The organism is Actinomadura soli (genome assembly GCF_005889715.1).
Classification (GTDB): Bacteria; Actinomycetota; Actinomycetes; order Streptosporangiales; family Streptosporangiaceae; genus Spirillospora; species Spirillospora soli.
The window spans coordinates 1-11,204 of the sequence record NZ_VCKW01000266.1; the positions used below are offsets into that span (position 1 = coordinate 1).

Genomic DNA, 11,204 nt, shown 5'->3' on the forward strand with positions numbered 1-11,204 from the left:
CTCCCCAACTACGAAATGACCACCCCCTAACCAACCGGCAGTCCGGCGACCAGGAGAAGCCCTTTCTCAACCAAGGTGAAGCGCTTCTCGCCCTTCGCGATAGTGACTCAACCTCAAGCGCTGGGTGTGATGCATGGGCAGGTCTTCCAGTTCCTCGACCGGCACCCAATGGGCCTCCAGGGACTCATCACGCACCTGTGACGTTCTCCGGGTACCGGTCCGTGATCAGGCTGTGCACAGATGCCTTCGCCATCACCATCGTCCTCGGTGCATGCCACCCGGGAAGAGTTGGCCGCCGGCTCCTTGAACTCCGCCTCGATGCCGAAAAGACCGCCAAGGCACCTGCGGGCGGGGCGGGATGAGGCCAGACGAAGGTCACCCAGATCGAGCACGCCGCGCAGCCACCGTCCCACGACGACATAAGAAACCTGGTGCCGCAGGTGTGGCGCCACCGGAGAGGTCGAGGACTTGACGGCCCGGCTGCGCGACGTCCAAGGCGGCTACATCGAGGTGCTCCGCGTGTCCAGGAGACATCGCCCACCTCCGGTCCTTCCGAATCTGGTCCACCCGCCGGTCCAGGCTGTGCGTGCCGCTGCGACGCTCAGTTGACCTGCATCAGCTTTACCGTCGGCGAATGGTCCATGCCGCGCAGCTATCTGACCTCTTTACCAAAAATTAACTTTCTAGTTTCCAGTCTGGTTGCTGGTGGCCGATTACGGCCAAGAGTGCACTGGTGATGATCAACGCACTTCGGAAGCATAATGATCACTGATGGTGATCACTCCATATACTGGCTTGATCTAGATCGACGACGCCATGGGTGTTCTACTTTTGACGTTGCCCCTCGTCGAAAGGAAAAATGATGGTCCACCGCTCAGGCAGGGCAAAATGGATCGGTGCCGTGAGTCTTTCGCTGGCGGCCGCCGTTTCCGCCGCTCTCCTACAGGCCATGGCAGGAGGCGCCAATGCCGCTGAAGCCGCGCATGCTCCCGTAAGGGTCGAGTACGCCACTATCGACGCCACGGCGTTAAGGAAGGCGACCAAGAATGCGACGCTGGTCAGGGACGACGCCGGCTACGTCCAGCGTTACCTCGACAGCCAGGCCAGAATCGGACGGCTGGTCAACGAGGAGAAGGTGCAGATCGCCACGGTCCCCAATCCCCTGCATCGGGGCACAGACATGACCGTCGCATGGGACGGTGCACGGGTCCCGGCGAACATCTCACTCGGCCAGGTCACCGGTGAGACCGGCGGCAAACTCGGTGTCGGCATCACCTTCGACGACGTGAAGGACGCACCGGGCACCCCGGACGAAGGAAGCGGCGGCACCGGATACGACTCCGCTGTCCAGACCAAGAACATGACCAAGATCAACAACAACTGCGCGACAGTTTGGTTCAAGCCGAAATACCCGACCAGAGACAACGCCGACAACCAACTCGTGACCTGCTACGAGAAGTTCAACCAGCCCAAGACCCAGCACTGGGTCTACAACCGCTGGGCGCTCTGGACACCGGCCGAAGGGCACACCGCCCTCGGACATGACGTGAAGACCACCGACTTCACTATCCGGTCGCGTCCGTGGAAGGGCACCGAGTCGCGCGTCATCAACCTGAACAAGTGGGCGCCGACCAGCCCGAGCACCCAGTGCAAGGACGGTGCCACTATGACCCTCGGCGGATCGTATGCCGGCGTCGAGGGCAGCATCACGATCCCGTTCAGCGGGGCGTGCAAAACCAACGAACTGCGCATCGACGCCACGACCAAGATGATCGGCATCGACTTCAGCGGATCCCAGAAGGGCCAGATGCGTCTCGACGTGGCCGGAGACTTCGACAGCGCGCAGAAGTACGACCCGAACAACGTCACCACTAAGCCGGACTTCGCCGACTACAGCTGGATGGAGCTGACCTATTGCGAGGAGGGCGATCTGGGGATTTGTCTGGAGAGCCAGCACAAGCTCACCAACAAGGACGCCGGCTGGTGACCGGACCGGCAAGCTGACCGTTCATGGCGACCAACCGATGGCGGCACACCCGCGGCGACAATGACCGGGTGTGCCGCTGTCTCGCCTGCCTGCTCCTGGCACTGCTGCTCACGGGCGGCTCCACGGGTCCTCATAAGGGGCAGTGGGGCTCGAGCATGCATATCCGGGATGACGCCTGCGCCATTGTCGCGGTTCGCGGAACGTGCAAGGCCATCCAGGTCGGAACGCGGATTCAACGCTATTCACTGCTACGCGCAGGGAATCCGACCGCAGAGACCGCGATCATCGACTTGGGGGGACCCGGTGGATCGGTTCTCGCGCAAGGCGACAACGCGGCCCGGTTCCGTACCGCCCATCCGGGGTTGGGAGACCGGTTCAATCTGCTGTTCCTGGAAGAACCGTGGGTGATCAACTCCGTCGGGGATAGCTGCGACGCCGCGCTGCGGACCTACTACCGGACCGTCCGCAACCGGCCGGAGCGCGGAGCATCCGCGGGCACCCGACTCGTACACGACTGCGACCTCGGGCAGGCCCACGGGCATTGGGGATTCAGTCCCAACTTCTATCCCGTGTTCCTCACGGAGATCGAACGCCGGGAGTCCCTCCGGGTCAATGCGTTTGCAGGCTTCTCGTTCGGTTCAGTGCGCCTGAGCTATCTGAGTGGACGAAGCTTCGACTGGGTCGTCCTAGCGCGGCCGTTCCCGGTCGGGGTAACCGGAACGGCCCTGGTCGAAGCGAGATCAAGACTGCTGAACCGGCTTTCCATCGACGTCCTGCCAGGCAGGAAAGCCGTCGGTTTGAGCCGGGGCACGGCCTCCAGTAGATTCGATTCATACTCGGCTCTGATCGAGCTGGGCTACCTCGATGACGATCGGCTTACAGATGTCGCTGCCCGATTCGGAGGCGAAGTGACCCATAACCTGTCTCATCAACTTTGGCAGCGCTACGGCCAGGATTCTGTCTCACCGGGAATACTGGCGATCTTCGATGAGACGTGTCAGGTACTGGGTCCGTGGCCACGACCATTGAAACGGATGACATCGGTGGCGGACGCGCTCGCCGCGTGGCATCTTCCGTGCCGACCAGCTCGGCGGCAGGTACCTCGGCTCCCGCACATGGCCCGGTTCTGTGTCGTCACCTCACCCACGGATTCGGTAACTCCGCAGAACCTGGTTCGACAGCAATTCGAGGATAGGAAAGCCGTCTGGGTCGTTTCCCACCGGCGGTCCCATCACTCCATGGACAGGGTGGACGAATGTTTCGAATCGATCGGCGTTCGCGGCGCGAGTTGAGCATCTGGGCCGCCGGATTCCTGTTCGTGACCGGCTACCTGCTCGTCGACCTGCACAGGCAGAGCGTGGCCGCACCCACCTCAGGCACGGTGCGGCTCACCGCCGAGGCGCTCCCGTCAGGTCCCTTGAAGGCGCGGGAGCGTGGGAGTGCAGTGTGGACCGGAAAGGAAATGATCTACTGGGGAGGCAGGGCCGGTGGGCAGACGGATCTCCGTTACTTCGCCGACGGGGCCGCCTACGACCCCGCTGCCCGGCGATGGCGAAGCATCGCCCCCGCTCCCCTCGGCGCGCGCAGCGGACACATCGCCGTCTGGACCGGGCGAGAAATGATCGTCTGGGGTGGCCGTGCCGCCGGCACCGGGAGCATCCTGGACGGAGCCGCCTACGATCCCGCCAACGACCGGTGGCACCGGCTCCCGTCGGCGCCCAAAGGCAACGCTCGCGAATACGGCAAAGGCGTCTGGTACGGAGGACTGCTGATGGTCGGCGGCGGCTCCGGATGGGGGACGGATGCACAGAACCCAGGCAGAACCCTGCTCACCTACACTCCCGGTACGCGGAAATGGACCGCCTCCACACTCGATCACCAGGTGTACGACCTGGTCGCCGGAGATCACGGGGTGTACGCCCTCACTTTCGACCGCCGAACCCGCGCCCTGGACATCACCGAGGTACAGCCGCTCGCCCGCGAAATGCGGGAGCTTCCCGAACCTCCCGTGGACCAGGCACCAATCGGCATCGGGCTCGCCTGGTCCGGCAATCGGCTGCTGGTGACTCTGAGCGGCGGCGACAGGACCGAGGTGCTCCAGTTCTCCCCTCGGGGAATGTGGAGCAGCACCGGCTCAGTGAACGCCACGGCCTTCCACCCGCCGATCTCACCCGGCATGGATCCCCAAGCCCACCTTTCCGCCTGGACGGGTCACTCCCTGCTGAACTATTCCCCGAATGGAGTCGAATCATATGACCCGGGGAAACGAACCCTGCAGCAAATCGAGGGTCGGTTCGGCCGGGAGGACGGCTACTGCGGCGCTGGAACGACGGCTGTGTGGACGGGTTCAGAGATCCTCTCATGGGGCGGGCAGAACTGCCGTCCCGGAGTCCCCGCGCAGACCTCAGAAGGCATCCGCATCACCGTCTCCTATCCGGACGTCTGACCGCTCCGTCCACCTCAACCGGCACGGACACCGCCCGGATGGCCTCGCGCAACATGGCCGGGTGGACGACCAACCGGCCGTTAATGGCAATGGTGGCGGACATTTGAGCTCGTAAAAACTCGGCTCGTGAGGCTGAGGGCGGGGTGAAGAGAAGTCACACCAGGCACTGATGCCGGATCACGCTGGGGAGCGATGTGGGCCGGTCCTCGGAGCGACATGCTCCATGGAGGGCCCGCCCGCTATCGCTCTAAGGATCCTCATGTCAGCTCTTGCAGCCCCGATGCGCCCGGCTGGTGTTCCCGGTCGCACCCCTGCGATACTCACCGTCCTCGCGGTGGCGCTGGCCGCCGCCTTCGTCGTCGCCCCTCGCTTCCTGGCGGGCGTCGGGCCGGGCAGCGGCTTCACCGGTGAGCGGGACCTCGTCGAAGCTCTCCGGACGTCGTTCACCGGGTACTGGAGTTCCGGCGATCGAGATCTGTCCCCTGGCATGGAAAGCGTCGTCGACTACTGGTTCCGCTATCACCTGGCCAAAGCCGCGATTGCCGCGCTCTTGCTGATCGTGCTCGTCGCGCTCGGCGTCCGTGTCTGGAAGACATTCGCGAAGGCCGACGGTCTCGGGACGGGAAAGAGCGTCGCGCTGGCCTCGACCGGCGTTCTCGTCACCATGCTCGCGCTGTTCTCACTGGTGGCAGTGATGGCCAACCTCCAGGGCGTGGTCGCCCCCTACGCCTCCATGCTGCCGATGTTGACAGCGGATGCGACCGACGCCCAACTCACCGGCACACTCGATCAGATCCGGCGGCAACTGGCCGACTCCCCGGGCACGGACGGTCACACCGCACCCGCCCTGCAATTGATGATTGACGACTTCGCCCGCTACCACGTGGCCATGGCCGTGATCGCCGCGATCGTGGCGGCCGCCCTCATCGCCGTCAGCGCGGTCCTGTGGAGGTGGTTCGCGCGGACGGAGCGGTCAGACAGACGGACCAGGCGAGTCCTGGGATCGTTCGGTGTCCTCTCAGCCCTGCTTGCACTGGCCGGGATCGTCGTCGCCGTAGCGAACACCACCACCGCAGCCGACCCGACACCGGCTCTCCACGCCTTCTTCCAAAACGGCTGGTGAATCCCCGGCCCGCGCTGGTCCAGCGACCCCGGCCTCCCTACCGACCGTCCGTCCAGCGACCAGGTAAAGCCGCACCTCAACCGAGGTGGGGCGTGTCTCGCCCTTCGCGGTAGTGACTCAACCTCAAGCGCTGGGTGTGGTGCATGGGCAGGTCGTCCAGCTCCGCAACCGGCACCCAACGAACCTCAAGCGATTCATCACTAACCTGGAGTTCGCCTCCGAGGAGCCGAGCCCTGAAGCAGACATTGAACTGCCGGCGAACCTCGCCGTCCGAATAGGCGATGATGTGGCGCGGATCGGTATAGGTACCGACGAGCCCCGTGACCGCGATGTCGTAACCGGTCTCCTCCTTGACTTCCCGGACGGCCGTGCCCGGCAGCGACTCGTCCAGATTCATCCCCCCACCCGGCAGCGCCCACAGCCCCGAATCAGCCCGGCGCTGCATGAGCACTTCGCCGCGCTCATTGGAGACCACAGCCGACGCGGCTACGACCATCGAATTCGGGACCGGCGCGGCCGGATCGTCATAATACTCAGTGCGCGCCATGGCTCCACTCCTCGACCACTTGGCCGTTCCCGAACACGTTCGCGCCGTCGACGTCGGTCCGGCCACAGTGATCGTGAACTACCGGAGCGGTCGTGTAGCGACGCTGATCGGTCCAGCGGCCGCTGGTGGGCCGAGGCGATGGCGAGCGGCTATTCCGACGTGTCCGGCGTCCTGGACGCGTCGGCCGCCCGAACCTTGCGTCATCAGCTGATGGCGGCCGGTCTGATCGTGCCGACGTTCCCGCACCGGCCCGGAAGACCCACGGCCCTCGGGCCATCCTGGGTGCCGAGTTGGGGCACGCAGGAGATGAGCGCCGGTCGCGCCAAGCCCGTCCGAGTTGCGCTCGCCGCGACGATACGCGTCGACGTCGCCCTGGCCGTTGTCTTCGGCGTGCTGGGAGCTGGTCGCAAGCACGACGCATGGCCCGGCTCATTCACCTGCTGGCGTACGCGGCACGGCGCGGCGACGGCCCCGCAACGGCCGTACAGGTTCATCAGGCTGTCCATGCGGTCCGGCGGGCGGAATGGTCGCGCCGGTCCGCGTGGCCTGCCTAGAAGAATCGGCGGCTCTCAGGCCGTGACGAGAGTGAGGGGCTCGTGTTCGGCGAAATCTTCGAAATCCTTGAGATTGAGCGTCGCCAGGGGCCAGGCCACGCGCCACACAGCAGGCAGCGATCCAAGAATCATTGACCGGTCCGGGGCGGCCGCGCTGACGAGCCGACGCGCAGATACGTCCCCACGTCCGACATACGTCCTCATCGGAATCCAAGACGCTTGATGCTTCGAGACGAGACGAGACGAGACGAGACGAGACGAGATGTCCGTGTCCAGGACGACGTACCTCATGCACTACCCGAGGTCGGCATGCCGGGAGGCGTACACGTGCGCGAGGAACTCATCCAGTTCTTCGTCCGACTCAAAGAACCCGTCCTGGGCCATGTCCTCCACCGACTCCACTGGCCGAACACCCTTGCGCCGGGCAAGTTCCTCAATCGGCACAGACCCGCGCCTAGGCGATTGAGCACCGTAATCCGCGCTGCTCGTAGTCACCGTCACCCCCCATGCACCTCCTCTAGTGACCCACCTCCGCGCGGGACTTGCACCGGGTCGCCTTTCCAGGGCATCCTCATTCGCCCGCCGCCCGGATGGCCTCGCGCAACGTGCCCGGGTGGACGACGAGGAGAGGACCGTCCGGGTCCTTCGAGTCCCGGACGGCCACCTTGCTGTCCATGCTGGCCAACTCGACACAGTCCCCGCCGGAGCTGCCGCTGCGGCTCGACTTGCGCCAGGTCACCTCGCCCATGGCAGCCTCACTCGTCCACAGCTCGGATGGCGAAACGCAGTGCTTCGCGGGACACGACAAGAACCGGGCCGTGGGGGTCCTTCGAATCACGAACGACCACTTTGGTCTCCATGCCAGCCAACTCGACGCACTGGTCACCGTCGCTGCTGCTGTAGCTCGACTTGCGCCAAGTAAGTTCTCGCATCATGTCTTCCACCTCTCGTCGATCGTGCGGTTAATCAGATCGATGCTCAGTTGGGCGGGGAGTGCCTGCGTCCAGATCGCGTCGAACTTGTCCTTGAGCCTGGAGATGTCTTCGCGCGCGTCCATCATGATGCCACGCGCAGCAGTCGGGACGTAAGCGATCTCCTCTCCGCCCGGGAGGCTGGCCAGAGTAAACGTCCCTTGATTGGCGGGGTGGATGCCGCCGTTGGGGACTACCTGAACGCTCAGGCGGGGGCTGACAGCGTCCACCAGACGCTTGAGCTGAGCGCGCATCACCTCTGGTCCGCCTACGTCGTTCCAGAGGACGGTCTCGGGCAGGAGGTAGATGAGGCGGGGCGGCTGGGGGCTTGTGCGGGTGAGGATGTCTTGCCGCTTCAGCCGCGCGTCGATCGCCTCGCGGTCGTCGAACAGCAGGGTGCTGGCGTAGTCCTCGGTCTGGAGCAGACCGTAGATGACGATGGGCTCGTAGACCTTGAGGGTTCCGGACTCCTCCTCGATGGTGGGCCACTTGCGGAACCACTCGGGGAAGCCGTCCTTCTTGTTGCCGAAGAGGCCGTCGTGGAGGTGGGCCAGGGCCTGCTTGGTGTCGAGGACGGTGTCGCAGTGTTCGGCGAAGGAGCGTTCGCAGTGCGATTCGGCGCGTTCGACCGCGCCGATGAACGACGGGCTGTAGGGGATCTTGGCCGCGAGTTGCTTGATGCTGTAATTCGCGAGCACGCGGTATCTGCGGACTTCTGATCCGAACAGGTCGAGGGCGCTGTTCGACGGGGTGAGGCGCTTTGGGGGCTGCGGCATTTCGTCCTCCCGATGACCAGTCATGACCCATGACGACCTGTGGATACCGGGTCATGCTCCGAGGTTGCTTCATGGCGTGGAGTGCACATTCATAAGCATGACACTTTGCGCGATGCTCGGCCAGGGGATGACGGAAATGGAGGTCGCGATGTTCGAGGCGATCGTTTTGACAGTTCCCCCCGAATCGGTCAAAGCGGAATGTCTTTTCGCCACCTCCACCGCAAATCGGACAGGAGGATGGCGCGTGGCGATGTATGAATTCACAAAAGAGGCCGTTCAGGAGCGGGATGAGAGTGAGTGCGTCCTCGAACGCAGGGAGGAGGCAGCGGCTGAGGCGCGGCGGTTTCTCGCCGGGCGGTTCGCCGGGTGGGGCATCGCGGACGACTTCGACGGGCGGCTCATCGTCTCCGAGCTCGTCACGAACGCGCTGGTGCACGGGGACGGGCCGATCGTCCTGCGGGTGTTCCAGGACGAGTGCGACGGCCTGCCGGTGATCGAGGTCCGGGACGACGGCGACGGGCGGCCCGTCATCCGGGCGGAGAACCACGCCGCCATCGGCGGGCGCGGGCTGCTGATGGTGGCCGGGCTCGCGCACAGTTGGGGGACGCGGTCGCTGCCGGGAGGAGGGAAGGTCGCGTGGGCGAAGTGCGGGATCTAGCCGTCCGGGCCGAGCGGCGGCTGCTGCGCCTGCGGACGCGCTGGGGAAGGGAGACGGCGGTGCGCTACCTGGACGATCTCGCCGCCGAGCTCGCGCCGGAGGGCTGGCGGTTCATGAAGTTCTACCAACGCGAGGAGTTCGCCGTCCCCGTGCCGCTGCTGTGGATTCACGCGCGGGCGACCAAGGACGTCGGCATGGTGGTCAGTGTCCTCGCCACCTCCGGTGGGACGTGGGGCTACCACGAGGCGCAGTTCGGGCGGCACGGCTACCTGTGCCTCTGCGGGGACGCCGAGGCGGCCGCCGCGCAGGTCGGCCGCCTGCTCAAGCACCGGCTCTTCCCGTCGACCTGGTGACGATCGTGGCGGCGATGAGGAGGGCCAGGAGGGTCGCCAGGAGGACCAGGCACCCGGCGACGCCGAGCGTCGGGGCGGCGAACGTGGTGAGCAGGGCCAGGGCGGCCGTGATCCCGATCAGCTCGGGACGGACGGCCGTCCGCCGCATGGGGGCGTGCAGGATCCACAGCATGACGAGCACCACCGCGATGGGGACGGCGACGGCGGTGATCACGCCCTTCTCGCTCGCCTTGATGTGGTCGCCCGCCCACACGACCGCGACCTCCAGCCCGGCGCCCACGGCGGCCAGCGCGGCGAAGATCACGTAGTGGCCGTAGCCCCAGACGAAGGACCATTCGCGGCGCGCGGCCAGCCCCTCGCCGGCGGGCTCGGAGAAGTAGATCCACCAGAGGTTGAATCCTCCCCTCCCTGAAGGGAGGGGATTCCCCGGGGTTCGGGGGCCTGCTCCCGTTCATGAGACGTGCGGGGATTTCTACCTCACGCTGCCGGGCCGCCCTGCGGACGGTCGGGTCTTGTGCGATCAACGGCAGCCGGGACGAAACCTGCCCGGACGAGCATGACGTGCGCCGAGTTCTTGTCCCTGGGGCGGGAAGTTCGGCAGGTGGTGCAGGTGTAGGTGCGTTCCGAAAGCGGCAGGCGGTGCTTGGTTCTCGCTCCGCACGTGGCGCAGTCGGTGGTGGTGTGCTTGGGGTCCACGAGGCGGACGTCGCGGCCGTGTTTGCGGCCGATGGCGACCAGTTCCCGTTTGGCCGCTGAGATCGCTGCGTCGGCGGCCTTGCGGGCCATGGTGGTCTTGGCCAGGAACCGGGGCCTAAAGTCCTCCACGGCGATCTGGTCGTGGTCGGCGGTCACCGCCTTGGCCCATTTGCGGGCGTGGTCGGTGCGTTGCCGGGCGACCTTGGCGTGCAGCTTGGCGGCCTGCCGTCTGGCTTGCCGGTACCCGGCCGTGGCGGGCTTGCCGCGTGCGGGTTTGCGGCGGGCCATCGCGCGCTGCGCCGCGGCGAGCCGGGCCGCAGCGCGCGTGCCGAACTGCGGGTGGGGCAGGTCGTGCTGGTCGCTGGTGGTGGTCGCCAGTTCCTTCACCCCCCAGTCCACCCCGATCACCCTCCCGGTGGCCGGGAGAGGCTCGGGCCGGGCGGGCACCACGAACGAGGCGTACCAGCACCCCAGGCTGTCGCGGTAGATCCGGACCGAGGACGGCACGCCCGGCAGGGATCGCGACCACACCGGCCGCACCCGGATACCCCCTGCCAAATGCACGACACCGTCCTTGAGGCGAAAGCCCCGGACGGTGTAGTTCAACGACGGCGCGGCCAGCGCCTTCTTCTTGAACCTGGGCATCCCGGCCCGCTGCCGGACCGGCAACCGGTCCTTGATGTCCTTGAGCGCCTTGGCGCGGGAGCGGCCGAAGTCCCGGATGATCTGCTGCTGCGCAACACTTGCGCCCGCCCGCAGCCAGGACCGCTCGGCCCGCCACCCGGTCAGCATCCTGTCCAAGGCGGCGGGGCCGATCTTCTCTCCCGCCCGCCACGCCGTCTTGGACTCTTGCACGCACCGGTTCCACACCCACCGGCACCGGTCCCACTCGGCCAACAGCGCCCGCCGGGCGCGCTTGGACAGCCGCAGCCGGTAGGTGTACCGGACGAACTCCCGATCCACCTGACCGGAAGCCGACGCCAGTGTCGGGGCCGGCGCGGGGGCGGGTGTGGAGGGCATGACCGGAACCGTAACGGTCTACACCGACGAAATCACTCAACGTCGCCACTGGCGATGCGGAACACCCAACCAC

11 protein-coding genes and 1 pseudogene are annotated in these 11,204 nt (G+C 65.9%); 6 read left to right on the forward strand and 6 right to left on the reverse strand.

Annotation, left to right across the window (positions count from 1 at the left end):
• The first annotated feature begins 901 nt into the window (after positions 1-901).
• From ETD83_RS34175 to ETD83_RS34190, 4 genes are all read left to right on the forward strand, one after another.
• Positions 902-1,987 (forward strand): hypothetical protein, encoded by a 1,086-nt coding sequence (locus ETD83_RS34175; protein WP_138649343.1) that lies wholly within the window; start codon positions 902-904, stop codon positions 1,985-1,987.
• 23 nt (positions 1,988-2,010) lie between these two features.
• A complete protein-coding gene (locus ETD83_RS34180; protein WP_138649344.1) occupies positions 2,011-3,279 on the forward strand; it encodes a hypothetical protein in 1,269 nt (422 codons plus the stop codon).
• Between the two features lie 26 nt (positions 3,280-3,305).
• The gene (locus tag ETD83_RS34185) at positions 3,306-4,433 is read left to right on the forward strand and encodes a Kelch repeat-containing protein (RefSeq protein ID WP_138649345.1); all 1,128 of its coding nucleotides are present in this window, start codon (positions 3,306-3,308) and stop codon (positions 4,431-4,433) included.
• A gap of 334 nt (positions 4,434-4,767) precedes the next feature.
• A complete protein-coding gene (locus tag ETD83_RS34190) occupies positions 4,768-5,556 on the forward strand; it encodes a hypothetical protein (RefSeq protein WP_205718030.1) in 789 nt (262 codons plus the stop codon).
• Positions 5,557-5,632: 76 nt separating this feature from the next.
• Here the strand turns inward: ETD83_RS34190 and ETD83_RS34195 are convergent, their stop codons facing one another.
• The 4 genes from ETD83_RS34195 to ETD83_RS34215 form a co-directional block, all read right to left on the reverse strand.
• Positions 5,633-6,103, reverse strand: coding sequence for an NUDIX hydrolase (locus ETD83_RS34195; protein WP_138649346.1), 471 nt, complete (start codon positions 6,101-6,103; stop codon positions 5,633-5,635).
• 1,125 nt (positions 6,104-7,228) lie between these two features.
• Positions 7,229-7,405 carry a DUF397 domain-containing protein gene (locus tag ETD83_RS34205; protein WP_138649347.1) on the reverse strand — a complete coding sequence of 59 codons (177 nt, stop codon included), beginning with the start codon at positions 7,403-7,405 and terminating at the stop codon, positions 7,229-7,231.
• Between the two features lie 7 nt (positions 7,406-7,412).
• Entirely contained in the window at positions 7,413-7,592 is a 180-nt protein-coding gene (locus ETD83_RS34210) for a DUF397 domain-containing protein (protein ID WP_138649348.1), read from the reverse strand.
• Entirely contained in the window at positions 7,589-8,404 is an 816-nt protein-coding gene (locus ETD83_RS34215) for a helix-turn-helix domain-containing protein (protein WP_138649349.1), read from the reverse strand. Before ETD83_RS34215 ends, ETD83_RS34210 begins: the two co-directional genes overlap by 4 nt.
• Before the next feature lie 250 nt (positions 8,405-8,654).
• Here ETD83_RS34215 and ETD83_RS34220 point away from each other — a divergent pair, with 250 nt between their 5' ends.
• Complete coding sequence (locus tag ETD83_RS34220; RefSeq protein ID WP_329603027.1) at positions 8,655-9,062, forward strand: ATP-binding protein; 408 nt, start codon at positions 8,655-8,657, stop codon at positions 9,060-9,062.
• Entirely contained in the window at positions 9,041-9,415 is a 375-nt protein-coding gene (locus ETD83_RS34225) for a hypothetical protein (RefSeq protein WP_138649351.1), read from the forward strand. The genes ETD83_RS34220 and ETD83_RS34225 overlap by 22 nt, the downstream gene beginning before the upstream one ends.
• On the opposite strand, the pseudogene ETD83_RS34230 reads toward ETD83_RS34225, so the two are convergent.
• Both ETD83_RS34230 and ETD83_RS34235 read right to left on the reverse strand, forming a co-directional pair.
• Positions 9,384-9,800 (reverse strand): annotated as a pseudogene (locus ETD83_RS34230) (low temperature requirement protein A); the annotation flags it as partial. The gene ETD83_RS34225 and the pseudogene ETD83_RS34230 overlap by 32 nt on opposite strands.
• Positions 9,801-9,892: 92 nt before the next feature.
• Positions 9,893-11,131, reverse strand: coding sequence for an RNA-guided endonuclease InsQ/TnpB family protein (locus ETD83_RS34235; RefSeq protein WP_230421368.1), 1,239 nt, complete (start codon positions 11,129-11,131; stop codon positions 9,893-9,895).
• Positions 11,132-11,204 lie beyond the last annotated feature (73 nt).

Bases quoted from the DNA above. Each gene is read 5' to 3' on its own strand.
- ETD83_RS34220 (WP_329603027.1), top strand. From the start codon at position 8,655: ATGTATGAATTCACAAAAGAGGCCGTTCAGGAGCGGGATGAGAGTGAG.
- ETD83_RS34195 (WP_138649346.1), bottom strand. From the start codon at position 6,103: ATGGCGCGCACTGAGTATTATGACGATCCGGCCGCGCCGGTCCCGAAT.
- ETD83_RS34210 (WP_138649348.1), bottom strand. From the start codon at position 7,592: ATGATGCGAGAACTTACTTGGCGCAAGTCGAGCTACAGCAGCAGCGAC.
- ETD83_RS34215 (WP_138649349.1), bottom strand. From the start codon at position 8,404: ATGCCGCAGCCCCCAAAGCGCCTCACCCCGTCGAACAGCGCCCTCGAC.
- ETD83_RS34180 (WP_138649344.1), top strand. From the start codon at position 2,011: ATGGCGACCAACCGATGGCGGCACACCCGCGGCGACAATGACCGGGTG.
- ETD83_RS34205 (WP_138649347.1), bottom strand. From the start codon at position 7,405: ATGGGCGAGGTGACCTGGCGCAAGTCGAGCCGCAGCGGCAGCTCCGGC.
- ETD83_RS34235 (WP_230421368.1), bottom strand. From the start codon at position 11,131: ATGCCCTCCACACCCGCCCCCGCGCCGGCCCCGACACTGGCGTCGGCT.